Origin of the sequence: Pararhizobium sp. A13 (genome assembly GCF_040126305.1) — a bacterium.
Classification (GTDB): Bacteria; Pseudomonadota; Alphaproteobacteria; order Rhizobiales; family Rhizobiaceae; genus Pararhizobium.
Genome location: NZ_CP149511.1, coordinates 55,433 through 80,701, shown reverse-complemented (window position 1 = coordinate 80,701; position 25,269 = coordinate 55,433). Strand labels below are relative to the sequence as shown.

Below are 25,269 nucleotides of genomic sequence, written 5' to 3'. Positions count from 1 at the left end.
CTCCCGCGACAAGGGTGGAAAGATCGGCAACACTCACACCGGCAGGATCTTGCCGGGGTTCATGATGCCTTTGGGATCGATGGCGTGTTTCAGAACGGCCATCAGCTCGACGGCGTCTCCGTGTTCCTGACGCAGATAGCCGATCTTGCCGGTGCCGACGCCGTGCTCGCCGGTCGACGTTCCGCCGACGGAGATTGCGTGTTCCACCATCTTCTTGTTGATGGCGGCGACTTCGGCAAGCTCTGCCTTGTTCTCGGGATCCACGGCGAAGACCACATGATAGTTGCCGTCGCCGACATGGCCGAGAATGGCAGCCGGAACACTGCAGTCCTGCAGCAGTGCTCGCGTCTTCAGAATGCAGCCGCTGAGTTCCGACACCGGAACGCAGACATCGGATGACCAGCCCTTGGCATTCTGTCTCTGCGAGACGACTGCGTAGAAGGCGTTATGACGGGCCTTCCAGAGGCGATTTCGCTCTTCCGGCGCATTGGCCCATTCGAAATCCTTGCCACCGTGATACTTCACGATCTCCGCAACCAGCTCGACCTGCTCCTGAACCGAGGCAGGAGACCCGTGGAATTCGAAGGCGAGTGTATCTTCGATCTTGAGTGAGAGGTCGGAATAGGCGTTGGCAGCAGCAATCAGGCCGCGGTCCATCAGTTCCATCCGCGCGACTGGGATGGCAAGCTGCACGATGGCGATCGCGGCGCTCACCGCCTGCTCCACACTCTCGAACGAGCAGAGGGCAGCCGAAATGGTTTCCGGAATGCCTTGGAGCCGCAACGTCACTTCAGTGATGATGCCGAGCGTACCTTCCGAGCCGACGAAGAGGCGGGTGAGGTCATAGCCAGCAGACGATTTGCGTGCCCGTCCGCCGGTGTGAATGACCTGACCTGTCGGTAGCACGATGGTCAGCGACAGCACGTTCTCACGCATGGTGCCGTAGCGCACGGCGTTGGTGCCCGATGCTCGCGTCGCCGCCATGCCGCCAATCGAAGCGTTGGCGCCCGGGTCGATCGGAAAGAACAGGCCCTGGTCGCGCAGATGCGCGTTCAGCTGTTCGCGTGTGACGCCGGCCTGGACGGTGCAGTCGAGATCCTCGGCGCTGACACGAATGATCTGCGACATCTGCGAAAGATCGATCGACACGCCGCCGCGCACTGCGGTCAGATGCCCCTCGAGTGAGGTTCCCGCGCCGAATGCGATGACGGGCACGCCTGCCGCGGCGCAGAGCTGGACGGCTTCGGCGACGTCGTCAGTGCTTTGCGCGAATACCACGGCATCCGGGATTGCCGGCGTGTGATGGGATTCGCCGCGGCCGTGCTGCTCGCGCAGGGTCTGCGAGATCGAGAAGCGATCACCGAACCTCGCCAGCAATTGGCGCGATAGCTCAGCGGATAGGATGCCCATCTTTCACGTCCCTCTTTCGGTAAGATCAGGCACGGATGCAGATTGACCCGCACCGAGTCTCACTAGGCTAGCTGTCAGACGGCGATCTTCTCGCCGTTCAGGTGGCGCTCAAGGAATGGAAGGCTATCCTGCCCCCAGTAGAGCTCGTCTTCGTAACGAAACGTCGGAAGGCCGAAGACGCCGGCATTCCTGGCGCTTTCGATGTTGGATCTCCAGATCGATTGGGTAGCCTCGGCCTGGGCGCGCTCTTCCAGCCTTGCCCCATCGATCCCTACCGAACTGGCAACTGCCTGGCGCACCTCGCTCCGGCCGATATCCGCCGCGTCCGTCCAGAATGCCGTCTGCAGAGCGCGCGTGAGCCCGAGCCAGTCCAAGCCGTCCTCGATGGCCGCGATGACCATGAAGCCGGCAGCCGTGGGATCGGACAGGGCAGCGCGATTTTCGAAGTTCAGCGTCTTGCCGCGCAGGACTGCCCAGCGCTTCAGGTCCTTGGTCCAGTAGGCGCGCCGGGCTTCCGGCCTGTTGCGCGAATAAATGCCACCGTTGTCCTCGATCAGAGAGATGACGTGCGGCCGGATCACGGCGTCATGCCTGGACGCGAGTTCCGAAAAAGCATCTAGACCGATGAAAGCCCATGGGGAGCCGATACCGAAGAAGTAATCAATTACTTTTGCCATATCTGTTCAGGACCTCGTTGAAGGACGCGCTGCGTCGAATACGAAAAGAGCGCAGTCCCTGGCGGTCAGCACAGCCTGAGGATCGCGCCCGACTGCAACTGTCGCCAGCGCGCCCTCGTAAAGAAGGGAAAGATGGACGGCCGGCTGAGCCGTCTCGACATCCGCCCTTTCCATCAGCGCGCGAAACATCTGGCTGACGGCCGCCTTGTGGGCGCGCGCGACGGTAACAACGCGTTCTGAATCGCCGTGCTCGGCCACTGCCAGGGCGAACGCGCATCCGCGAAACTCGGGGCTGTCCGCCTTGTCATGCAGCCGCTCGAAGATGAGATTGAGCTGATCCCGCGGGCGGGGGACTTCGTTCAGAACCTCTTCCAGAGAGCGGATGACCCGCTCGTGACGGTCCTGAAGATAGGCCGTGACAAGATGATCCTTGGACGGGAAATGCCGATAGAGCGTCGCCTTGGCAACCTTGGTTTCTTCGATGATGCGGTCGATGCCAACAGCGCGAATGCCTTCGCGGTAGAAGAGTGCGCCGGCAGACGCGAGGATGTGATCTGAAATGGAAGCTTTCATTGAACTGCTTGCGGAGCCTTCTCGAAACAGCGCGCTCTTACATGCGAGTGCAGCAAGATAGGTTTCTATGCGTGCCAATAGGTGAGAGAAAGACAGGTCATTCCGTTTGGACGCGTCGTTGGGAATATTTTTTGCTCTGACGCATATGGAAAACCTTTGGGCCTGCGACCCTTGACGTGCATAACGGGAACTCAAGTCGAGCTGCCGGGACGCCTCGATCACCAAAATCGACCGGCCGAAGGCCCAAGCGATAATCTAAGGAGGGTTCAAGCGATGATCTAAGGGGTGGAGCCCGTGACCAGCAGTCATGTATTCGCCGGCATTAACTGCCCAATCTCACTTTAAGTGCCGGGCTATCTCATTGAAACTATTACAGAGAGAGTCTTACGATTAAGTGCCAAACGACAGCCACCTTGGCCTCGACCTTTGCAACGGCGACAGCCAGTAGCTTCGGGGTCAAAGTTTCGTCCGGTTCCTCGACGTCGAGGGTAGGGTGGGCGACGTTCGGCATGGCACCAACTTCGTCGCCAAGCTTGCCGCCCTGAGGATCGCGATCCAGGCAGCATCACAGAGGCCAAGGTTGCTGCGCATCCGGATCGATACGACTGGAAGCCATAGGATCGACTCCTCTAAGTGTAGAGTCCTCGACGCCTAGACTATGTAGAATATCTGGCGGCTATCGCCTGGTACCTTGCGGAAATCCATTGACTATACTAGATTTGCGGAAATGTTATAGGATGCCCCACATGAAGCAAATCGATCTCATGTTCCGCACGATGGTAGCGGAATTGCAGCAACGGACTTTCGATGCGCAATGGTCGGCTGACTTTCCTCCGACTGGCCGCTTTGTCTCGGTCAAAGTCGATAATCGCTCATATTGGTATTTCGATCAACCAGACGGCGAGGGCGGTCAAAAGCGCCGCTATGTCGGACCTGCCGACGATACCGAAATCTCGGCTCGGGTCGAAACCTTCAAGGCCGAAAAGGACGATTACCAAAACCGGCGAAAGATGGTCGCGGCCCTGACGCGGGAAGCGGGTTTGATCGCTCCGGATCGTTTCACAGGCCAGGTCGTCGAGGCGCTTGCTGCGGCCGGTCTGTTCCGGTTGCGCGGTGTCCTCGTCGGCACGGTCGCTTTCCAGTGCTACGGGGCCTATCTCGGCGTTCGCCTGCCTATGGCTGCGGTCCTGACGGGTGACGCGGACCTGGCTCAAGATTACGCGATATCCTCGGAAGTCGAGGATTCGATTCCGCCTATTGTCGATCTACTGCAGGGCATCGATCCGTCGTTTCGGCCGCTGCCCCACGTCTCCGGTTCCCCCCGCTCTAATGCCTTCCGCAATTCTAGCGGCTACAGGGTGGAGTTCCTGACGACGAACCGGGGGTCGGAAGAATACGCGGACCAACCCGCGCAAATGCCCGCTCTCGGCGGTGCTGCTGCCGAACCGCTCCGATACATGGATTTCCTGATCCGTGATCCGGTTCGTACGATCCTGCTGCATAGTGCCGGTGTCTCGGTCGTCGTTCCCGATCCGTCGAGATTCGCGGTTCATAAGCTGATCGTCGCCGGTCGGCGGCTCGATGATGCCGGTGGGCAAGCAAAGAAAGACAAGGATTTGCGGCAAGCCGGAATGCTTTTCGAAGCCCTGCAAGAAATCGGCTACGGAGCCGATCTGGCGGACGCTCTTCGTGAGGCATGGGATAGAGGCCCGTCATGGCGAACCACGATCACTGCGGGCGTTGATGCTGTCCAGAAGCAATATAAACCGGCCGTCCATCGAACGTTCGGCATTCTTCCGCTGGAAGAAATCGAAAAGGCCCGCTGATCTGGCGGGCCTTCGTTGATCTCAATGGTATCTCAAAGCCTATTATCATACCTTCACGGGACGGACGAATGCCGCGGCGGCGAAACTAGCCGAAAAGCTGATCGGCATAGCGCCGGTGCCGATGTCCATGGTTCTTTTCACCAACTCCGGCTCCGAGGCCTATACGGCGATCAAGCTTGTCTGGTACCGCGCCAATGCGCTCGGCATGCCGCAAAAAAAGAAGATCATATCGCGGCTGAAGGCCTATCATGGGGTGACCGCGCTGAGCGCGAGCCTCACTGGCCTCCCCAATAATCATCTCTCGTTCGACCTCCCTTTTGATCGTATACTGCACACATTGACCCCGCATTACCGGCCGGGCTCGAATGAAACCGAAGAAGCTTTCGTCCAGCGATGTGCTGCCGAACTCGAAGTCGTCCGTGCTGGCAAGGCCGTCCTCGAAGCTGACGACGGCGACCCCGTCATCGTCCGTGCCAAGGTTGGCCTACGATAGTCGGGCCGATGTTCGCCCCGTCGATCCGAGCGACGATAGGCTTCGATTCAGGTCTTTGCTAGTCAGTCTCGGGTTGTCGCGTCGCCAACCCGATCTTGCCCAGGATTTCTGGGTTGTCGTCATGGGGAGCATGAGGAATTGTGGGGCCTCGTTTTTGCCGTTTTCAAATCCGACCGCCCTGTGAAAAATCAGAGGACGGACTTTGGACCAAACCCCGTAATTTCGTCGGCGCCCCACAATTCCTCATGCTCCCCTATCTCTCGGGTCAATCATTCGCTAACGCCGAACGTTCGAATACCGAAGCACAGGTCAGGTCACAAACGCCTGATCTTTCATCGAGCTGCCAAATCCGGTTATGACGCTGCTGACTTCATCCCAATGCGGGCGTGCCTTCATCCGGCTGAGCCACGCCTGGACTTTGGGGAAGCGCGACAGGTCGTAGCGGACGAGTTCGCCGCATGCGACGAAGCCTGCGCCTAGATAGTCGGCGATCGTGATATTGTCGCCGGCTAGGTACTTGTTGCCTTTGCCGAGATAATGGTCGTTGAGCACCTGCAGCCAGAACCCCGCTTTGTCGCGTCCCCATTCGACAGCGACCTTCTGACCATCCTCGGTCGGCCGCTTGTGATGCGGAAAGATCTGCGGATAGACCATATTGTAGGCCCAGTCGCGATAGAAGCCGGTATTGAACCAGTCCATAATCTCGTTGACGCGTGCTCGTGCTTTCAGATCTTTCGGGTATTCCGGCATGTCGTATTTATCGGCGAGGTATTTCAGGATGGCGGAGCACTCGGTCATCCTGAGGTCGGCGTCCTCGAAAACCGGCACCTGCCGGCTCGGATTGACCGATATGAAGGGTTCCTGATGGTGGGCGCCCGTCATGAGATCGACCACCTCCTCTTCGACATCAAGACCCTTCTCGGCGATGAGCAAACGGATCGGCCGGCTGGTTTGCGATACGGGGTGCATATAAAGTTTCATCATTTCCTCCATTGGCTGCTTTGAGCTAGATTTAGCTTCTTCTTGTCACGCGCTTGGGTAGGGGTTCTTCGGGTTGCGGTCCGAGGAGAGGCTGCCGCGGTTGCGCGCGGTCAGGTTCTCGATCGCATCGGCAAGGTGGATTTCGGCGATGTTGTAGTCGCCGCGCGCTACCCGGATTTTGTGGGCCTCAAGCATGACGTCACCGTGACTGTAGCCGAACGGCGGCTCGAAACGGTAGGAAGCGAGCTCGATCAGCAGGCCGAGCGGGTCCTCGAAATAGATCGAATCCATGAAGCCGCGATCCTTGGGACCCGAATGCTGTATGCCTCGCTCGTCGAGCCGCTGTACCGCTTGCCTAAAGGTGGCCTGAGAGACGGCGAAGGCGAGATGATGGACGCAGCCGATGTCGGTCGGGGTTCGTTTCGGATCGGGCTTGCGGCTTTCGTCCGTGAAGATCGTGATCAGTCGGCTGTCGCCGGGATCGAAATAGAGATGGCTTTCCGAGGCTTTATCGAGATTGGGCTGCTCAAAGACGAACGGCATGCCCAGAATGCCTTCCCAGAAATCGATCGACGTCTGACGGTCTGCGCCGACAATCGTTATGTGATGCACGCCCTGTGTCTGCAGTTTCCTCATTGTCTCCTCCTCATGTCGCTGCACGAGTCCAGTCAACCAGCTTGGATTTGTAATCGCTGCGCGGCAGCGTACCCCAGGGCACCAGTTCGATTTCGGCCGTTATGAGCAGCACGTCGCGGATGCGCTGCTTTATCTGGCCCGCCAGTTCGGTTGTTGCGCGGGCGCCTTCCGCAAGTTCGACGGTGACGGGCAACGGCGGCGCCTGTTTCACGCCTTTCGCTTTCGGACGGATGGCGATGACGCCGCTGACGGCAGGCTGCAACTGATTGACCACCTCCCGCACCGCGGTCGGGAAAATATTGACGCCGCGCACGATCAGCATGTCGTCGGTGCGGCCGATGCACCGCACCCGTGGTGCCGTCCGACCACAGGCGCAGCTGCCGACATGCAAGCGAACGTGATCGCGGCTGCGGAAGCGCAACAATGGCGCGGCCCGATGCAGAAGATGAGTGTAGACAAGCTCGCCCTCGGCGCCATCTTCAAGCGGCACGGGCGCACCGGTTTCCGGATCGACCAATTCGAAATGAACGAAGCCGCGACCGGAGAAGTGCATGCCCGCCTGTTCTTCGCATTCGCCCCAGAGGGAGACCGAGATGTCGCCGATGCCCATGGCTTCGGTTACGCTTGCTCCCCAGGCCGCCTGAAGCCGGCCGCGCAGCGCAGGTTCGCCGCCCCCTGGCTCACCGGCTACGAGGATGCTCTTGATGCTCGAATTCGCAATATCGATACCGCGGGTCGCAGCCCATTCGGCAAGGTGCAGCGCATAGGAGGGCGTGAGCGCCAGGATTTCGGGTTTCAGCAATTGCACCGCAGCCATCAGACGCTCGGTATTGCCGGCGCCGACCGGGATTTGGCAAAGGCCGAGCGCATTAAAGGCGTCGAGAGTAACGCCGGCAACGAACGGCCCGGCATTGTAGGTCGAGATGATCTTCTGGCCCTTCGTGACTCCTGAGGCGGCGTAGGAACGGCAGGAGGTCTCGATCCAGTTTCCAAGATCGTAGCGGGTGAGGGGGATGTAGCTCGGTGAACCGGTGGTTCCGCTCGTAGAATAGACGCGGACGACCTCGCTCATGGGCGACGCGAGATGCGCCCCGACCGGATTGTCCGCAGTACGGCTCGCACGTAGCTCGTCCTTCTCCGTCATGGGAAGATCTGCGATGTCGGCGAGACCCCCGACGCTTGCAGCATCCCTGAAGCCCGCTTCCGTCAATTTGTCCTGATAAAACCGGGACTTCGTGAAGACGCAGGCGATTTGGGTGCGGTAGAGTTCGTCATCGGCCGCAAACTGCCGATCCCAAGGCAATGATTCAACGGCCGGATTGTACATCATGGGCCGGCTTCCGGCTGATAGCTGATCGCTTCTTCCGCATGCGCGGCCATGAGAAAGCCAATCGGACGCTCCTGCTCCTCGGCCAGATGGGCGAGCAGTCCGCCGGTGCGGGCAAGTATGGGAATGGCCTTGATCATCGCCATCGGAAAGTCGAGGTCGAGCAGAACGGCGGCAATCGCCATCGATACATTCATGGGCAGAGGCTTGCCCCAGACCGTTTCGATGGCCTTGGTTGCTTCGCGGGCAATTCCGACATAGGTGCCGGAAACACCCTTGGCGTCCGCCAACTCGAAGATGCGTGCAGCGCGCGGATCGATCGGCTTGTGGATCGGATGGCCGAAACCGGGCACCTTGCCGCCCGCAGCACGGATCTCCGCGACAATCAGCTTCACGGCTTCCGCACGGCCGAGTCCCTGCTCCGATATTTTCTTCCCGGCCTCGGCCAGAAACCTGCCGCAAAATTCCGACGTGCCGAGGACAACCGTGCCGCAGCCGAGAATGCCGGCCGCGACCGCGCCTTGCAGGGACGACGGATCGGCGGCGTAAGTCATTCGGGCAGCCTGGTTGGTCGGTACGAGGCCGTGTTCGGCGATGGCCACCAGCAGCAGGTCGAGGAAATAGCATTGGGTTTCGGTGGGTTCGCGACCTGTCAGCAGCAAATAGAAATAGGAGGTGAAGGAAAGCCGGCCCATCAGATCCGAGCACAGGTCCTTGCCGCGCACGGTCACGCTTGCCGCATCAGCGGTGCTGATCGACGTCGCCGCCGGTCCCCCCTTGCCGATCAGCATGGCGTCTCCTCCCCACACTTTTCTCTTTTTTTGTAGGACAATATTGTTTACAAAAAGCAGGTGCTGTCAATCGCTATTCTGGATTCGGCAGCGATCGACCCAGGAGGGCGGCGGGATTGACGACGACGAAAGACTCGGTGGCCAAGCCTCATGGCCGGAAAGGATCCAGCGTCGCGGACTATTTGAGTGCCGCTATCCTGAATGGGCGTTTTGCGCCCGGCCAACGTCTGACTGAAGTGGAACTGACAAACGATCTCGGGGTCAGTCGCGGCCCGGTGCGTGAAGCCTTTCGCCGCCTGTCCGCCGAGGGATTGATCGAGATCGTTCCCAATCGCGGCGCCATGGTGCGGCGGCTGTCGATGATCGAGGCGTTCGAGCTTTTCGAGATCCGCACCGAGCTGGAGGCGCTGGCCGCCCGGCTTGCCGCAGCCAACATGAAGGATCCGTGCGTAAGGGTGGCCTTCGAGGCTGCAACCGCCCCCATCTGGAATACCGAACCTCGCCACTCGACGGCAGACTATCTACAGGAAAACCAGCGCTTTCACGCGGCGATCATCGTGGCGGCGGGCAACGGCCAGCTCGTAAAGCTCAATCAGCAAATGCACCTGTCGCTGATCATGGCGCAGATCAGCTCGTCGCTCTCCTCGCATGTCATCGGCGCCTCGCTGCATGAGCACAGGATGATCGCATCGGCAATCCAAGCCCGGGACGTCGAGGCGGCAGACGCGGCCATTCGAGATCATCTTCGCCGTGCACAAGAGTTCATGCGTGCGATGCCGCCGGAACTCTTTCGTCGCGAAAATTAGGCAGATCGTGCGAAAACTCGTAATGATCGGCGTTTCTGCCGATTTTCCGCCAATCCGGCACATTGCCCGATCGCTCGTCCGGCAGCGAAGGCAGCCGGAACCCGAACTTTCGCAATGACCGTTTCGAGCCAAGGTTGCCAGCGGCGGCGAGCGTCCGGCAACCGTTCAAAATCACTTTGGAGGCGGGGAGACTATCGTGTCGCGAAATCCATTCCGGTCCACCAGACCGCAGCAAGCAAGCCCGCAACCCGCCGACCAAGGCAATCCTGCCGATGACGCCATCATCGACCAGGCACGCGCGTTCTATGGCATTCTTCCGCTCAGAGCGGGCGAGACTAGCGGGGGCTATCTATCCAGCCGTCGCGAGTTTAACCATGGATATCAGTGCGGCCGCCTGCGTGCGGATGAAGCGCCCTGTAAACAGCCGTATGGGCGGGTGTCGGAACGCCATGTTCAAGTCCAAGCGCGTGAAGGCGACCGGATAGCCATTCCAGCTCCAGTCGCTTGCCCTGCGCCAGATCGTGAGCCATCGAAGCCTGGGTTTCCGGCGGGAGTCTCAGGTACAAGTCTGTAATTTCGTCCCCGAAACCGTCGGGCATGGGATGCCCCTCGGCAGCCGCGATGGCCATGCCCTCATCCCGCAACTGTTCCATGAACTTTCGTGATTCCCGGTCAGCCATGATCTTGCCGATGCCGGCGCGCATCAGACTGGTGCCGCCCGAAAAGGCCGCGAGCGCGACGAACTTCTTCCAAAGGATGGGATCGATGTCGTCCACGATCGCAAGATCGATTCCATCGGCACGCGCACAAACACTCCGGAACTCTTCAATCACAGGGTCATTTGAACCAGCCGTGAAAACCTGCGTAACTCGGCTCGCCTGACGGATCACGCCGGGTTCTTCCAGGAAACTCGATATGTAGGTCGCCCCGCCGACGACCTGCTCTCGCGGCACCACCCGCGAAAGCAGGTCAACGCCGTCGATGCCGTTCTGAAGCGTCAGCACTCGCGTTTGCGGTCCAACCATCGGCATGATGGCCGCGGCGGCTGAATCGCTGTCGTAGAGCTTGACGGCGAATACGACGAGATCGACCGTTCCCACTTCGCCAGGGTCCGCCGTCGCATGAACCCTCGCCAATGCAACGTTCCCGAGCGGACTGAGAAGCCGAAGCCCCAGCTCGCGTAGAGCCTGCAAATGCGCTCCGCGGGCAATGAAAGAGACATCTTCCCCCGAGCCAGCAAGACTCGTCCCGAGATAACCGCCTATCCCCCCTGCACCCATCATTGCGATCCGCATAGGTCCTCCTCCCTGGGGCGATTGATTTGCGCGCGCACTGGACGAGCACCCCGAGTCCGCTTAACCGACGGCTTTCTTTCGTCGAGACAATCGCAAACCACATCGGGAGTCCTTGCCAAAGTGGACGTGTTGCCCCGCTTCGACCCAGTCAGCAGACATTCCGTTGGACGTGCGGTAATGAGCGCCTAGGTTCCCGCGCCACAAGCTTCCCTTGTTGCATTTCCGGTGCTTCAGAATAGGTCTCGTTGATCCCTCTTGGCAAGTTATGCACTACCGGAGTCGAGGGCTGGATCGGACGTCCGCGCCGTCGCATTGGAACACAGTTTATCTCGGCTAGACTACCTGTAGGCGCTCGCAATCGTCGCCGTTTTCTGCTCGCAAACGATGGCGTTTGTGCGGAAGACGTCTGAACGGGGTCGTTTGCGGGAAGGGGCGGAATATGCCTCCCGTTATGCCGCAAAGTGATATCAGACGCTTTAACTTTCCCAGCTTTACATGGTTTCATCGAACGGAAATGCCCTGCGTTCAGATGTTCAAGGCTGTGAACTACACAACGACGAGGAACAGGGTTCGCCGGCAGCGCTACGAGGATGTCGATCCACCCTTTTGACCAAACCAGCGGGCGGAGCATCGAGTCCGGCTGGTGGCGCATAGCCACGCAAGCTCGAACATCGTTGGTCTCATCCGACCGCCGCCGCGACCTCGACGATGATGTTGCCAAATGCAATATTCGACATGCTGATGAGACAATTTTTCCGATCGGCAATTGGGACATTCTGTGGCAGCGAAGCGCAACCTCACGCACACTGGCCGGCGGCGAAATCAAATCCTATCTCTGCGATCGGCAAACGACTGTGTGCTGCGAGGGCGTGCGCAACGCATCCGGCAACCGCGGGTAACAATCCTTTGAAAAGCTGGCGATACGGTTTTCCTACGACTCCACGCCGCATAGGACCAAGGTCCTATATTCAACGCGCAAAGGTCCGGGGCGGCGGGACATGTGGAACATCGGCCGCGACAACCCGTTCGTGACCATATCGGGGTTGCTCATTTATTTGGGCTGCTGGGATTTCATAACCTAAACATTTGGGCCCGCTGTTACGAAACAGCGGGCCCGTATTTGAGAGCCGCAACCGCGGTACACGCGGTACAGCCGCCAGCGCATCGGCCAGATCGTCCGCCAGATTGCAAGGAAGGCCGGGATCACCAAGCGGTCTATCCGCACCTGCTGCGCCACACCATGGCAACGAAACTGCTATGGCTCGGCATTGACATCACCGACGTGCAGCGCTTTCTCGGCCACGAGAACATCGAAACCACCCGCCATTACGCCGAAACCACTGCCGCGACCTTGCACCGGAAAAATTCGATCAGGTCACGGATCCGACCGCGCGGGCACTGCTTTCGGGAATCCGGCACAATCGTGGTGATGATGCCGCACTCATGGCGGCTGACCTGCTTTCGACAGATCGAGGTGTCCGGCCTTTCACATCTGCTGGTGCATGAGAACCAGATGCTCGCCGGGAACACCAGACTATGATACCTTGCCGCAGTGTATCCGCGTCACTCCTGCAAATGATGTGACGCCTACGGGCTTTCTCATGGAACGCAAGCTTGCGGCCATCCTTGCTGCTGATGTCGTAGCCTATTCGGCGCTCATGGAAGCGGACGAAGCAGGAACATTCGACCGGCTGAAGGCGCGCCGCGAGGAGCTGTTCGAGCCCGAAATAAACAAGCATCATGGGCGCGTTTTCAAACTGATGGGCGACGGCCTGTTGGCGGAATTCGGCAGCGTCGTCGATGCTGTCGAATGCGCGGTGACTCTCCAGCGCGGCATGGCGGAGCGCAATGCGAGTGTCCCCGACGGCAAAGGAATCGAGGTTCGTATCGGAATCAATCTGGGAGAGGTGATTGTCGAAGGCGAAGATCGCTACGGCGAGGGCGTAAATGTTGCAGCGCGATTGCAACAGCTCGCTGAGCCGGGGGGCATCTGCGTCTCAGGGAAGGTAGCGAGGGAGGTCGAGAAGAAGCTGGCCTTCGGCTTCGAGCCGATGGGCGAGCAGCATGTGAAAAACATTGCAGAGCCGATCGCCTGCTATCGCGTGAGCCTGCAGATCGCGCCGGCGCCTCGGCCTGGCCGACGCTTGTCGGCCCCGCGCAACTTGCCCAAAAGGGCGACAATCGCCGTTTTGCCGTTCAACAATATGAGCGGCGATCCCGAGCAGGATTATTTTTCCGACGGCATCACCGAGGACATCATTACGGATCTGTCGAAAATCTCCGGGCTCCACGTTGTCGCCCGCAACACCGCGTTCACCTACAAGGGCAAGCCAGTGAACGTGCAGCAAGCGGCACAGGAGCTCGGTACTCGATTTGTGTTGGAGGGTAGCGTCCGCAAGGCCGGATCGCGCGTTCGTGTCACCGGACAGCTCATCGACGGCAAAGACGGTAGCCACGTCTGGGCGGACCGCTATGATCGAGAGCTGACTGACATCTTCGCTATTCAGGATGAAATCACGCACGCCATCGTCGATCAGCTGAAGGTGAAGCTGTTGCCGGGAGAGAAGAAAGCACTCGCGGCAACTCCGACAGAGAATATCGAAGCCTATACCTACTACCTGAGAGGCCGGCAATTCTCCCACATGTGTTCGAAGTCTTACGTGCTCTTGGCGCGGCGCATGTTCTCGAAGGCGGCGGATTTGGATCCGAACTATGCGCGCGCCTATGCCGGAATTGCTGACTGCGATTCGATCCTTCATTCATGGCATCATGAAACTGACGTCTCGATCGATGGCATCCTGGCGATGAGCGCCAAGGCACTGGCGCTCGACCCCAACTTGGCCGAGGCACATGCCTCCCGCGGGCTTGCGCTTCAATTTAGTGAGCGCAATAAGGAGGCGATCGCCGAATTCGAGCATGCGCTCGTGCTCGACCCCAATCTGTACGAGGCCAATTATTTCTATGCCCGGTTCTTCTTCAAACAGGGCGATTTCCAAAACGCGGCCGAGTTCCTAGAACGCGCCGCTCAAATCCGGTCCGACGACTACCGCTCTCCTGTCCTGCTTACAGCTGTCTATCGGTCGCTTGGGCGGCCAGTGGACAGGGAGCGGTCGGCGCGGCTGGGGTTGGAACGGGCCGAACGCGAGCTCAATCTGCACCCCGAGAATTCAGGTCCTGCCCAATTTGGCGCGCTCGCGTTGGCGCATCTCGGCGAACGTGACCGGGCAAAGGATTGGGCCGCCCGTACCCTGGCGATAGACCCCGATGACCTCGTTGCCCAGTACAACATTGCATGTGCCTATTCGCAGCTGGGCGACCTTGACTCGGCAATGGACCTGCTGGAGAAGGTGCTCCCCCACAGAAGCTCCGAGCAGATCCTGTGGTTCAAGAATGACTCCGACCTGGACCCTGTCCGCAGCCATCCGCGCTATCAGAAGCTGCTAGAGTCGGTCGGCGATCAGCGCGCGCCGACTAAGTGACCACATCTTAGATGACATCACCGATGGCGAAACGGCGCCGAGTTAGCTCGGGGCCAAGGGACATTCCTCCCGTCGGCGAAAATGCCGCTAGCGCAAGGCAGCGACACAGCGACCTCCCGCAATGGCACACAGAAAGTCAAAATCCTCGAAAAAAAGCGGAGCCGCTCTTCATCGCTTACCCCGCAGAAACGCCGCATAGCCATTCTCGGACTATGTGCGTTTCTCGCTCACTATAGCTTGAATTGATCAAGGCCCTGAAGCGTCGAAGGACACACAGCCAGAGCACTAAAAGCCGACGCGAGAGTAGCGATGTCCAGTTCGAGATAGCCTCTCAACGATGTTTGCTCCTGAAGGCACCCGGCGTTGAGCCTATTTCTCGCCGAAAGAACTTGATAAAATTGGTCGCCTCATCAAAGCCAAGACGACTGCTGATCTCTGAGGTCGGCAAACTCGTATATGCCAAGAGGCGTTTTGCTTCGAGGCTGATTCGATCGACGATAAAGCGCTTCGCGCTCACTCCGGTGATGCTGAGAGTTGCGCGGGTAAGGGTCTTCTCTGAGCACTCCAGCGCTCGCGCATAGTCGCAAACTTGATGCCACCGATAGAAGTTAGTGCCCACTGCTTCCTTGAACCGTCTGAAGCGCATCACGTCTGGTTTTACCAAATCCGTCTTTGTAACTCCTTCCTGCATCAAGCAGATACGCAGAAGGAGAGCGCTCAAATAATAGCGCAGGATCGCATTTGTGTCTGATACTGAGGCCTCCACCGCACAACAGTCCCGCATCTGCTCGATCGCTGATTCAAGATGTGAACACTCGCTCTCAGTGAGTTGCATGCATTCTGTAAGGTCTTCAAGCCTATTCAGCAGGGTCGTATCGGACGTCAGTCGGGATTGGGCAGGAAACAGAAATTCGGGCCCAAACAGAATGATCCATCCATCCCAGTCGGAAACAAGATCGAACATCTCCGCTTGCGAGGGCTTCAGCAGCATCAACGAACCGACCCGACATCGTACGGCCTCGAAATCGATGACGTGAACGCATTCACCTCGGGTCACCAAAATGAGCATATGGAACTCAATACGATGCACACGGGAAAGATGGGTTTTCCCGGTTCGTTGCTTGAGATCAAACATGGAGGCAATTTCAACACCGAAGGGATATGAGCCCGAGGGATCATACTTACGATGCTCAATACCGGAGTCGCGATGAAGTGCCACAGATTTGTCCGTTATTTACCATACTAATGGATGGATTAACCATAGAAAACGCATGGGATGTTCATATAACTACCATTCGATGAAGTCATCCAAAACTACGGCGGCTAATCCGGGGAGATTCCAGAAAGGTGGTCATCGCTGCCCATCAGGCGCCTGTCGAATGGGCGAGACATGCAACGGCTCTTGAACATCAATATCAAAGATAGGGACAAACTTGCGAAACCTTCGACTACTTGACCTGTTGTGGCGCGACTGCAGCGCCATCGAAAATCACTTGATCGACGGCCGCATCGCTCGCCGCGAATTCCTGTGACACGGAAGCGTGCTCGGCCCATCACTTCCACTGCTCGGTCAAATCGGGTTCGCCGCTGGTCTCAGCTTCACGCCCTCGCTCGCGCCCAAGGGACGCCTGGTGCCACCATCAAGGTTCAGTCAGAGGGGCGAGTAGCACGCAAAATAGCCATGCGCGGAATGCACCAGGTCGGGCGTGTGCCCGATGCTCGATACCTCGCATCGCCCGCTCACGATTAAGGAACAAAACAGATGACCACACCATCACATCTTGGGGCTCTTGCCCTTATCGCGATTCTCGCTTCCGTCGGCGGGATTGCGACAAGCCAGCCTGCGCGCGCTCAGGGCGAAGCGACGCCGGCGGTTAGTTGCAAACAAAAGGCCCCCCCCGCCAGCGCAATTGATGCCAACAAGCGGATCATGAACCGATTTGTCGACTTCATTAACGCCGCGGACGAGAAAATGGCCGAGGAGCTTGTTTCAAAGCAAGCTATTTTCTATGTGCCGGGACGCCCCGATCCGGTTAAAGGTCCCGAAGGCTACATGGCCGTTATCCAAATGATGCGCAGCGGCTTCCCGGACATTCATTGGAAACTGGAAGAAGCGATCGTCGAACCCAACAAGGCCGCTGCCCGGTTCATGATGTATGGCACGCACAAAGGAACCTTTTCTGGCGTACCTGCCACCGGAAAACAAATCGCCGTTCAGGCGCTGAATATCTATCACTTGTGCGATGGCCAGATCGTACAGGAATATGGTCAGCCCGATATGCTCAGCTTGATGCAGCAGATCGGTGCCTTGCCTCATTAAGGGGTCGCAGGCTTCGGCGCGCATGAGTTTTCCTGCGCTGCTTAAGTAACGGAACCATGGAGCCAGTTCATGACTATGATGAAGGCCGTTGTTGTCCACCAGGCCAGACCGCCCGAGGCCCTCAAGATTGAACAACGTCCAGTGCCCGCGGCCAAGAGCGGTTGGGTGCTCGTTCATGTGCGGGCATTCGGGCTGAATCGATCTGAACTTTTCACGCGGCAGGGCCATTCTCCGAGTGTCACCTTCCCGCGAATCCTGGGCATCGAGGCCGTCGGCACAGTCGTTGAAGCTCCAGGGGATGAGTTCGCCGAAGGAGAAGTCGTCGCCTCGGCCATGGGTGGCATGGGCACAGCATGGCCACCATGGGGCGGGATTATGCCGTGGTCGAATCGATTCCGAACACCTTGCCGATGGGCGGCTTGAATCGGCCTACCTCGACTTCTTCGATGATCTCCTGCAGGGGGGTGGACACAAAATCATCTGCGCCGCCGGAATAGATCGTCAGGTTCACCGTCGACGGAATAACATCCGTCGGGCTATTTCGCGCCACGTGTTCATGGCGGCGTTTCGCAGTTTGCGATGTTCAGCAGTGCTCGTCGGGTTGCGGCGAAGATGGAGGAGGTTGGCGATCGAGCCAAAGATGGGGACGAAGCGCTGGCATGTCGTGCCGACTTGAACCGGATCAATTTGACAGGCATCTACACATGGGACGAACCGCCAAGCTTCGCCGACAGCGGCTTCAGACCGCTTCGAACTTTAACGGCAATAGCGCAAGCAGCCTGAAATTCATCATTCGTTCACGTTTACCGTATGATTTCGAGCAGTTGTTCCGACCCCAATAAGTGAGCACGAGCGCCACCGACTTGCCCAGACAGCTGAAGCCATGGCTGCCACATCGATACCGGTACAGGCATTCGTTCGGAATATAGGATTCTGCCATCCGTGCGATCAATCGCGACGAGACCATTGTCATATCCCGCCGAATCTAGGACTGCGGAGCCCGCCACAACGGTGATGTCCAGAACTTGAACTTTGTTGCGCCAAAACCGCGCAACCGGTCCAGAAACCCAACGCGCTTTCAGGAAGGATGACCATGCGCGCGCGCGTAGCGCCTCTTCTCGAACGGCTTTGGACAGCAGACTTGGTCGGTCAAGATCGAAACGACGTCCGAGCGATTCACTTAATCGTGTGTCGACACCGGCCCACCCCGTCGGTAGAGAGGCCGGCGTCCGGCATGCGGCGGACCAAAACCAAAAGCCTCCCAAGGCTGAAGCTGCGACCGGCCATCGTTTCGTCGTCATGACGAGCATTCCGGTCGCAGCGACCGCTAGGTGGCATGAGCAACTGTCGGAGTTCGCGAGCCACAAATCGAATGTAGATTTCTACGATCTCGAGTTACGAGCTTCATTTCCCATCCTTTTAAGCTAGGGTCATGCCGCCATCGACATGAAGCTCGATCCCGTTGACAAAGCTTCCTGCATCGGAGGCGAGGAAGAGTGCGGCGCGCGCCAACTCTTCCGGTCGGCCGAGACGGCCTGCGGGGATCAGGGAAGCCATGTAATCTTCGAATGCCGGCCGCTCGGCCTCCGATACGCCCAGCTTGGCGAGGATTTCGGTCTCGACCGGTCCCGGGCTCAGGATGTTGACGCGGATCCGCCGCGACTTGAATTCGATCGCCCAGTTTTTCGCAAAGGCGGCGGTTGCCGCCTTTGAACCGGCATAGACGGTATGATCCGGGAGGATCTTCGTGGCCGCGAGCGAGCTCGTAACGATGATGTTTCCGCCGTCGCGGATCAGAGGGGCGATCGTCTGCACGCCGAAGAACACGCCGCGCGTATTGATTGCGAAGTGCCGGTCATAGTCTGCCGGAGTCGCCTCGGCGGAGGTGGTGAGATTGATGATCCCGGCATTGGCCATGTAGATGTCGAGCCCGCCGAACCGGCTCTTCACGGTGTCCGCCAGCCTGCGATGATCTTCTAGGTCGGCGGCATCGCCCACGAAGCCGATGGCCGACGGACCGATTTCTTGCACGGCGCTGTCGACCATATCCTGCCGGCGCCCGGAAATGATGACCTGCGCTCCTTCTTCCGCGAACAGCCGAGCAGTTGCCTTGCCGATGCCGCTATTGCCGCCGGTGATGACGGCGACCTTGTCTTTGAGGTGTTGCATTGTTTATCTCCTTTCAACGAGAAATTAGATAAACGCTGCCACCCTGTGTCATTAGATCATGGGCGGGCACATGATCTGTGCCGCGGAGGTGCAAATGCCGAACCTGCTCAACGAGATGCCCGGATTGATGGCTTTTGTGCGGACGGTAGAGGCCGGATCGTTCAGCGCCGCGGCCCGCGATCTGGGGACGACACCGTCAGCGGTGTCGAAGAGCGTGGCGCGGCTGGAAAAGAAGATTGGCGCCCGGCTGTTCCTGCGCTCCACGCGCGCCCTGATGCTTACCCAGGACGGGCAAGTTTTCTTCGACCGCGTTGCGCCGCTGTTGCGGGACCTGGATGCAAGTGAAGAGGCGATCAGGTCCGACGTTGCCCCCTCGGGTCGCTTGCGCATCAGTATGCCTACCGAAATGGCCCCTCTACTGCTGCCGCGCCTCTTCGGAAGCTTTGCAGCCGACTATCCGAATCTGCATCTCGAAGTCGGACTTGCGGATCGGTTCGTCGATCTGATCAGGGAGGACTACGACGTTGCGCTGCGCGTTGGAAATCCCGCGCCGGGGGACCTCATGGTTCGTCACCTGGCCCACCTGCCGATGACGATCGTCGGGTCTCCGACCTTTCTGAAGACCTGGGGCAATCCCGCAACTGCCGAAGCGCTGGCGGCTCTGCCCTTCGCCCGGTATGCACTGGGTGGCATAACGCAGCCTCTGAGCCTGCCGGACGGGACGAGCTTCGTTCCCTTGGGGCGCGTCGATTGCGACTCAGGGGCCGCACTCATTCAGGCTGCGCTCAGTGGGCTGGGAGCGGCCTATCTTCTGCGATGTCTGGTCGCGAAAGATCTGGAAGGCGGCACGCTTGTTACACTCGCGGCGGGGTTTGCGTTCCCCAGCACTCCCTTTAATGCACTGCACGCCTTTGGCCGCACCGTGCCGTTGCGCGTAAAACTGGTCTGCGATTTCATCGCCCGCGAGGCAAAAGCCCTCGAGGCCATCTGAGCACCTGATGTTGGGGTTGGTCAGAATCCATCTCCGCCGGTCTCGCGCATCGTCGGAGGTAAGCTCTCCCATGCCCTGATCAGATCGCCGATGGAACGGACCTCCATCTTGCGCATGACATTGGCACGGTGCAGCTTGACCGTGACTTCGCTGATGCTGAGGTCGAAAGCGATCTGTTTATTGAGGCGTCCGCGCGTCACCACCTCGCGTAGGATCTCGCGCTCGCGATGCGTCAGCGTCCCTAAACGTTCAAGATTGCGCTTGACGACGATAGCTTCCGCGCGCCAGGCCCCATCCCAGGGGGGCTGATTTTCCGACCGACTGATTAATTCTCATGTCACCCTCCATCTCGATTTTCACAAGCCTCGCTTATGGCGATGAGCAGGGCAGGGGCATCGAAGGGCTTGCGGAAGAAACTGCTGATGCCCTGGGCGCTGCCCTGATCTGCGATTTCGTAGTGGCCCGGTGCAACTCCCGCACACAGCACGACGAAAGCGAGAACCTCCTGCAAGGTTTCCAATCGGATCGATCGCTTCAAGGTCCAGTTGACCAGCAAGGCACCGACCACCGCCTCGAGGGCGTTGCCGACATATATCAGGAAGGCGGCAGGCAAAGGGCTGTGGAACCACAGGACATTGCTGAGCAGCTCGGCGAAACATCCCGCTAGCACCCACCATGGCCAGCTCTGCCTCGGAACAAGAACGAGCGTGGCAATGAAAAGCCCGCTCGGAGCCCAAATGGAAATACCGGTTCCGGGAACGATTGCGAGAGCCTGAGCGAAACCGCAGCCCAGAACGTAGACTACGATAAAAAGACCCAGATGCCGAGGGTGGGGGCGATACGGCCTGACGGGCATCATCGGCTGCTCCTACAGAACAAATAAAACCTGAGATCGCCAGCGTTTCGAGCGATTTAATCTCGACATTGGCGCTGGCGGTCCCGCGTCGCACCCTAGTCTGGCCACTGCGACGCCGCAACTTGTGGAAATCCATGTTTTGGCACCGTTCCGCCCACTTGGGAAAGGGCGCCGAGCCTCAATCAACGGCCCCGAGATGTTGATCGCGAAGGCTATTGGAAAGGCCGCAGCACCAGCTTGCCAGACGAGTGACGTCTCTTTGCTATCTCAGATGGGGCGATGGCGTTCACGATGATGTTCCGCGACCCGATATCGAGTGCCGGCCTGTAGGGGATGGCGACCCTAAGGTCGAAGCAGTCGAGAACCACGTAAAGGACGGTCCCGAAGGTCAGGATGTCCTTGAGGATCATTGCCGGACGTTTCTCTTGCGGCTGCATCCAACAAACCGGCGAAACTCCGGGCGATTGCCGCATGCGCATGCGTCAGCAGCAATTGCTCTGTAGCGGCAGCAATCGTTCTGGCGCAGCCGCAGATCAGTTTCGATAGATCATTAGAGGACACGCCAGCAGTGAGTGTGTCGCCGATCGCTAAAGACTTCACCCGCATTGACCGCGCTTCCCGTCCAGGAAGCGTAAGCAACCCAGGATTAGCACCAGGATAGAACGCAGGAGTTTTCAAAGATGAACCAGATGATCAATAACACTCAGGAGGCGAGCATGAAACTGGACGACACCTCACATCCCGGTAGACCGGTACCCGAAGAGCTGGTTCCGTCGCGCTACGCGGTGCGGATCGGCGAGATTGACGTGCTGGTGATCAGCGATGGGGTGCTACCGCTCCCAACCGCGATGCTGGGACACAACGCCGAGCCGGCCGCCCGGGCCGCTTGGCTGGGCGACATGTTCCTGCCGCCGGACGCCTTCGACTGGGCACTGAACGTGGTCGTGGTGCGTAGCGGCGGGCAGACCATCCTTATCGACGCTGGGCTGGGACTGGATCCGGACTTGAACTTGCCGCGGGCCGGGCAGTTGATGAAGCGACTGGAGGCCGCCGGCATCGATCTTGCATCCGTGACCGACGTGGTGCTTACCCACATGCACATGGACCACGTTGGCGGGCTGCTCGTCGACGGCGTGAAGGAACGGCTGAATCCAGACCTGCGGATCCATGTGGCCGCTGCCGAGGTCAAATTCTGGGAGTCGCCCGATTTCTCCCACGTCTCGATGCCGGCGGGCTTCCCGGACGCGCTTCGGGCGGCCGCCAAGCGGTTCAGCAAAGATTACCAGAGCCAGCTGCGGCTGTTCGAGGATGAGCATGAAGTGGCACCGGGCGTGGTCGTCTCTCGTACCGGCGGCCACACCCCCGGGCACAGCGTGGTCCGCGTGGCCTCAGGCAACGACCGTCTGATGTTCGCCGGAGACGCCGTGTTCGCGGTCGGGTTCGACCACCCCGACTGGCACAACGGTTTCGAACATGACCCCGAGGAGGCTGCCCGCGTTCGGGTCCGGCTTTTGCGGGAGCTTGCAGCGACCGGCGAACTGCTGGTGGCAACTCATATGCCGTTTCCTTCCGTTGGCCATGTCGCGGTCGACGGCGACGCCTTTCGTTGGGTGCCGGTCTTCTGGGACTACTGACCGCTTGTTGAATTAAGGCCGAACCAGAGCGTGTACCCTTGAAGGCCGTGTCCATCTCGGCCTTCGATCCCGAGCGTCAACCAGGCCTTCACCTATCCACCTATTGAACCACGCGCACCGCATGGGCGCGCAGCAAATGGAGCGTCTTATGAAAATCGTGATTATCGGCGGAACCGGCCTGATCGGTTCAAAGACTGCAGAGCGCCTGCGCAAGAAAGGGCATGAGGTCATTGCCGCTGCCCCGAAAACCGGTGTTAATACCCTTACGGGGGAGGGCTTGGCGGAAGCACTGAAGAATACCGAGGTGGTGATCGACCTCGCGAACTCGCCATCCTTCGAGGATAGGGCCGTGCTTGAATTCTTTCAGACGGCGGGCAAGAACCTGATGGCAGCGGAAATCGAGGCCGGCGTGAAACACCACCTCGCGCTTTCCATTGTCGGCACGGATCGGTTGCCCGATAGCGGCTATCTTCGAGCCAAGGTAGCCCAGGAAAAGATCATCCGGGAAGCAGGCATTCCCTATACCATTGTGCGTTCCACACAATTCATGGAATTTCTCGGCGGCATCGCCCAGGAGGGCACGGTTGGCGACACGGCCCGTTTGTCGACTGGTTCCCTGCAGCCGATCGCGTCCGACGACGTCGCAGATTTCGTGACGGACGCGGCGCTTGCCGCGCCGGCTAACGGCATTATCGAAATTTGCGGCCCCGAGCGCGAGCGTCTCTGCGATTTCGCCGCGCGCTACCTCAAGGCGATCGGAGATTCCCGCACCGTTGTCGCAGATCCGGATGCCCGCTATTTCGGCACCAAACTGGAAGACGGTTCACTCGTCTCCGACAATCATCCTCGCATCGGCCGCATCGGTTTCGATGATTGGTTCGCGACAACGCCCAGAAAATAGCGACCCGCGCATTGGCCGCCTAATACCCGGCCCATGCGCCTATAGCATTTACAATTTGATGACTACGCCAGACATCGAAAAGATGCATAAAAAACAATACGTTATAGAAAACACACGATCTAATCCAAGTCATGAAAGGACGATAAACATGATCAAGTCATTGGCTTTTGCCGTTGCGTTGACGGCTCTCCTGTCAGGTTCGGCTCTTGCGCATGATGCGCCCGGTGGCGGGGAGGGCGCAAAGGTTACCCTGGTCTATGACCACAAACTGCCGAACGTACCCGGCAAGAGCATGAAGGGCGTTCTCGTCGAATATGTTCCGGGCGGTTTCTCGGAGGGCCATACACATCCAGCGTCCGCCTTCATATACGCGACCGTTCTCGAAGGCGCGATCCGCAGTCAGGTCAACGATGGCCCCGTCACTGTCTATAGCGCTGGTGAGAGCTTTTCGGAATTGCCGGGCGATCGCCACGGTGTCAGCGAAAACGCCAGCAAGACTAAGCCGGCAAAGCTGCTCGCTGTCTTCGTGGTCGATACCGCTGAGCAGGAACTGACCTTCCCGATCAAGAAATAGGCGATCTGGCCGGGCACACGATGGCGTGTCCGGCAGTTCTTTGACGCAACCATAATCGGTGAACCCAGCTATGCTTGATGATGACAACTTCCTGCCGATCGTCCTGATCAACATTCTGGGAATTACCGGTATCGTCGTGTGGCACATTCAGGGCGGAAACCGTCCGACAGCTCGCCTGATCGTCCAGATCCTTTTCTTTTCCGGCATGAGCCTCGTGCTCTTTATGGCAAGCATCGCGCCGCACCAGCCCGATGGAATCTACGCGCAGGGTTTTGTCGCGCTACTCTCCAAATCGGCTAGGATCCTGTGGTGGACCCATCTTGCGTGGACGATCATTGGCTTCATCCACATCTATGTCAGGCTTAACCACAAGTCTCGGAATGCACACCTCATCCAGGATATTGCCATTGCCGTCATCTATCTCGGCGTGGCGCTTTCGGTCATCGGTTTCGTCTTCGGTATGCCGATCGGCACCTTGGTTGCGACATCGGGCGTCATCGCCATCATCTTCGGCCTCGCCTTGCAGAATACGCTCGGCGATGTCTTTTCCGGCATCGCCCTAACGCTGGGCAGGGCCTATGCAATAGGCGACTGGGTCGAGTTGAGCGACGGCACTGAGGGCCGCGTTATCGAAACCAACTGGCGCTCCACCAACCTGCTGACCGCTACGCACAATGTCGTCGTGCTCCCGAACAGCATCCTGGCAAAGCAAGGTGTGACAAATCTCAGCCGCCCTGACGAGACCCACCAGATCGCGTTGCGTGTGCGCATCGCCGCTACGCAAAGGCCACGTCTTGTCGAGGAAGCCATGCGGTCCGTGCTGCAAGCCAGTGCCCGAATCGTCAAGAATCCACCGCCGGTCGTTGCCATCAAAGCCATCGACGCGATCGCAATCGAAGTCGAGTTGCAGTTCCGCGTCGACAGCGTCGCCATTCGACCGTCCGCTAAGAACGAGATCGTCGACCTCCTCCATGACCAATGCAGAGCAAGCGGTCTTTCGCTGGCCATGCCGGCCGAAAGCCTCGTTTTCGGCCCAACATCGGCCGCCGACGAATATCCCGCTGTGAGTAATGAGGCGCTCTCCTCCCGCTCAGTCTAGAGTGTTTTCGCTCGAAGCGGAAACATATCCTGCCGCTCTGAAGTCATCTGCGAATCTAGGTCGGTGAGAAGAGGTCGACGGTCGCCCGACCGGTGCCCCAGAAGGCGCTGATGGAGCGCTCGGGTCTCGGTAGCAAGGCTTTCAGCTTGACGAAGGCATTTCGGTAAAGTTGATGTCAGGACTGTAGGGGGCAGGAACACGAGGGCTACTTCGGCCCGAGCTTGAGGTCCGCAATCGTCGCCCGCTTGCGCTACGCAGCACTGACTCAGCTCCGCGGCTGAAGCTTAACATCGCTGTACCGCAGCTCGGATTGCGTTCGTAGTCGTGTCGCTACTGTGACGAATTTGGACCACGGTGCCGCCTTCCATTCGACTGAAAAGATGGCGCCATTAAATTCTGCGATCAAAGCTGAGCCAAAATGTGCGAATCCA

Annotated in this window: 23 protein-coding genes and 4 pseudogenes; 12 read left to right on the top strand and 15 right to left on the bottom strand. The window is 58.9% G+C overall.

Going from position 1 to position 25,269, the window contains the following annotated elements:
* Window positions 1-33: 33 nt before the first annotated feature.
* The 3 genes from WI754_RS21890 to WI754_RS21880 form a co-directional block, all read right to left on the bottom strand.
* Complete coding sequence (locus tag WI754_RS21890) at window positions 34-1,410, bottom strand: FAD-linked oxidase C-terminal domain-containing protein (protein WP_341487428.1); 1,377 nt, start codon at window positions 1,408-1,410, stop codon at window positions 34-36.
* 74 nt (window positions 1,411-1,484) lie between these two features.
* Entirely contained in the window at window positions 1,485-2,087 is a 603-nt protein-coding gene (locus WI754_RS21885; protein WP_341487427.1) for a DsbA family protein, read from the bottom strand.
* 6 nt (window positions 2,088-2,093) lie between these two features.
* A complete protein-coding gene (locus WI754_RS21880; RefSeq protein WP_341487426.1) occupies window positions 2,094-2,660 on the bottom strand; it encodes a TetR/AcrR family transcriptional regulator in 567 nt (188 codons plus the stop codon).
* A 746-nt stretch (window positions 2,661-3,406) separates the two neighbouring features.
* On the opposite strand from WI754_RS21880, the gene WI754_RS21875 reads away from it, so the two are divergent.
* Window positions 3,407-4,486 carry a GSU2403 family nucleotidyltransferase fold protein gene (locus WI754_RS21875; RefSeq protein ID WP_341487425.1) on the top strand — a complete coding sequence of 360 codons (1,080 nt, stop codon included), beginning with the start codon at window positions 3,407-3,409 and terminating at the stop codon, window positions 4,484-4,486.
* Between the two features lie 40 nt (window positions 4,487-4,526).
* Window positions 4,527-4,934, top strand: a pseudogene (locus tag WI754_RS21870) (aminotransferase class III-fold pyridoxal phosphate-dependent enzyme); the annotation flags it as partial.
* A 354-nt stretch (window positions 4,935-5,288) separates the two neighbouring features.
* Here the strand turns inward: WI754_RS21870 and WI754_RS21865 are convergent.
* From WI754_RS21865 to WI754_RS21850, 4 genes are read right to left on the bottom strand one after another with little or no spacing between them, the layout of a single operon-like run.
* A complete protein-coding gene (locus tag WI754_RS21865) occupies window positions 5,289-5,960 on the bottom strand; it encodes a glutathione S-transferase family protein (protein WP_341487424.1) in 672 nt (223 codons plus the stop codon).
* A 45-nt stretch (window positions 5,961-6,005) separates the two neighbouring features.
* Entirely contained in the window at window positions 6,006-6,596 is a 591-nt protein-coding gene (locus WI754_RS21860; protein WP_341487423.1) for a VOC family protein, read from the bottom strand.
* Between the two features lie 10 nt (window positions 6,597-6,606).
* The gene (locus WI754_RS21855; RefSeq protein WP_341487422.1) at window positions 6,607-7,926 is read right to left on the bottom strand and encodes an AMP-binding protein; all 1,320 of its coding nucleotides are present in this window, start codon (window positions 7,924-7,926) and stop codon (window positions 6,607-6,609) included.
* Window positions 7,923-8,714, bottom strand: coding sequence for a citryl-CoA lyase (locus tag WI754_RS21850; protein WP_341487421.1), 792 nt, complete (start codon window positions 8,712-8,714; stop codon window positions 7,923-7,925). Before WI754_RS21850 ends, WI754_RS21855 begins: the two co-directional genes overlap by 4 nt.
* 116 nt (window positions 8,715-8,830) lie before the next feature.
* Between WI754_RS21850 and WI754_RS21845 the strand changes: the two genes are divergently transcribed.
* Window positions 8,831-9,520, top strand: a complete 690-nt coding sequence (locus WI754_RS21845) for a GntR family transcriptional regulator (protein ID WP_341487420.1) — start codon at window positions 8,831-8,833, stop codon at window positions 9,518-9,520.
* A gap of 368 nt (window positions 9,521-9,888) precedes the next feature.
* Here the strand turns inward: WI754_RS21845 and WI754_RS21840 are convergent, their stop codons facing one another.
* Window positions 9,889-10,815: a 2-dehydropantoate 2-reductase gene (locus WI754_RS21840; RefSeq protein WP_341487419.1), complete on the bottom strand. Its 927-nt coding sequence runs from the start codon at window positions 10,813-10,815 to the stop codon at window positions 9,889-9,891.
* 1,240 nt (window positions 10,816-12,055) lie between these two features.
* On the opposite strand from WI754_RS21840, the gene WI754_RS21835 reads away from it, so the two are divergent.
* On the top strand, window positions 12,056-12,355 hold the full coding sequence (locus tag WI754_RS21835) for a tyrosine-type recombinase/integrase (RefSeq protein WP_341487418.1): 300 nt from the start codon (window positions 12,056-12,058) through the stop codon (window positions 12,353-12,355).
* A 61-nt stretch (window positions 12,356-12,416) separates the two neighbouring features.
* Entirely contained in the window at window positions 12,417-14,294 is a 1,878-nt protein-coding gene (locus tag WI754_RS21830; protein WP_341487417.1) for a tetratricopeptide repeat protein, read from the top strand.
* Between the two features lie 331 nt (window positions 14,295-14,625).
* On the opposite strand, the gene WI754_RS21825 is transcribed toward WI754_RS21830, so the two are convergent.
* A complete protein-coding gene (locus WI754_RS21825) occupies window positions 14,626-15,513 on the bottom strand; it encodes an AraC family transcriptional regulator (protein ID WP_341487416.1) in 888 nt (295 codons plus the stop codon).
* Window positions 15,514-16,224: 711 nt separating this feature from the next.
* On the opposite strand from WI754_RS21825, the gene WI754_RS21820 reads away from it, so the two are divergent.
* Together WI754_RS21820 and WI754_RS21815 are read left to right on the top strand one after the other, a co-directional pair.
* Window positions 16,225-16,614, top strand: a complete 390-nt coding sequence (locus WI754_RS21820; RefSeq protein WP_341488042.1) for an ester cyclase — start codon at window positions 16,225-16,227, stop codon at window positions 16,612-16,614.
* Between the two features lie 69 nt (window positions 16,615-16,683).
* The gene (locus WI754_RS21815; protein ID WP_341487415.1) at window positions 16,684-17,037 is read left to right on the top strand and encodes an alcohol dehydrogenase catalytic domain-containing protein; all 354 of its coding nucleotides are present in this window, start codon (window positions 16,684-16,686) and stop codon (window positions 17,035-17,037) included.
* On the opposite strand, the gene WI754_RS21810 is transcribed toward WI754_RS21815, so the two are convergent.
* Window positions 16,988-17,125, bottom strand: a complete 138-nt coding sequence (locus WI754_RS21810; protein ID WP_349438073.1) for a hypothetical protein — start codon at window positions 17,123-17,125, stop codon at window positions 16,988-16,990. The two genes, WI754_RS21815 and WI754_RS21810, sit on opposite strands and share 50 nt — an antisense overlap.
* A gap of 908 nt (window positions 17,126-18,033) precedes the next feature.
* A complete protein-coding gene (locus WI754_RS21805) occupies window positions 18,034-18,783 on the bottom strand; it encodes a glucose 1-dehydrogenase (RefSeq protein ID WP_037125092.1) in 750 nt (249 codons plus the stop codon).
* 58 nt (window positions 18,784-18,841) lie between these two features.
* Here WI754_RS21805 and WI754_RS21800 point away from each other — a divergent pair, with 58 nt between their 5' ends.
* Entirely contained in the window at window positions 18,842-19,774 is a 933-nt protein-coding gene (locus tag WI754_RS21800) for a LysR family transcriptional regulator (RefSeq protein ID WP_341487414.1), read from the top strand.
* A gap of 20 nt (window positions 19,775-19,794) precedes the next feature.
* Here WI754_RS21800 and WI754_RS21795 read toward each other — a convergent pair.
* The 4 genes and pseudogenes from WI754_RS21795 to WI754_RS21780 all read right to left on the bottom strand — a co-directional run.
* Window positions 19,795-20,058, bottom strand: a pseudogene (locus tag WI754_RS21795) (LuxR C-terminal-related transcriptional regulator); the annotation flags it as partial.
* Window positions 20,059-20,111: 53 nt separating this feature from the next.
* Window positions 20,112-20,237: pseudogene (locus WI754_RS21790) on the bottom strand (response regulator); the annotation flags it as partial.
* Window positions 20,238-20,633, bottom strand: a pseudogene (locus WI754_RS21785) (MASE1 domain-containing protein); the annotation flags it as partial.
* A 209-nt stretch (window positions 20,634-20,842) separates the two neighbouring features.
* Window positions 20,843-21,040, bottom strand: coding sequence for a hypothetical protein (locus WI754_RS21780; RefSeq protein ID WP_341487413.1), 198 nt, complete (start codon window positions 21,038-21,040; stop codon window positions 20,843-20,845).
* Window positions 21,041-21,310: 270 nt separating this feature from the next.
* Between WI754_RS21780 and WI754_RS21775 the strand changes: the two genes are divergently transcribed.
* From WI754_RS21775 to WI754_RS21760, 4 genes are all read left to right on the top strand, one after another.
* A complete protein-coding gene (locus tag WI754_RS21775; RefSeq protein WP_341487412.1) occupies window positions 21,311-22,264 on the top strand; it encodes an MBL fold metallo-hydrolase in 954 nt (317 codons plus the stop codon).
* A 148-nt stretch (window positions 22,265-22,412) separates the two neighbouring features.
* Window positions 22,413-23,165, top strand: a complete 753-nt coding sequence (locus WI754_RS21770; protein ID WP_341487411.1) for an SDR family oxidoreductase — start codon at window positions 22,413-22,415, stop codon at window positions 23,163-23,165.
* Between the two features lie 148 nt (window positions 23,166-23,313).
* Window positions 23,314-23,739, top strand: a complete 426-nt coding sequence (locus WI754_RS21765; protein WP_341487410.1) for a cupin domain-containing protein — start codon at window positions 23,314-23,316, stop codon at window positions 23,737-23,739.
* A 70-nt stretch (window positions 23,740-23,809) separates the two neighbouring features.
* Window positions 23,810-24,838: a mechanosensitive ion channel family protein gene (locus WI754_RS21760; protein ID WP_341487409.1), complete on the top strand. Its 1,029-nt coding sequence runs from the start codon at window positions 23,810-23,812 to the stop codon at window positions 24,836-24,838.
* Window positions 24,839-25,269 lie beyond the last annotated feature (431 nt).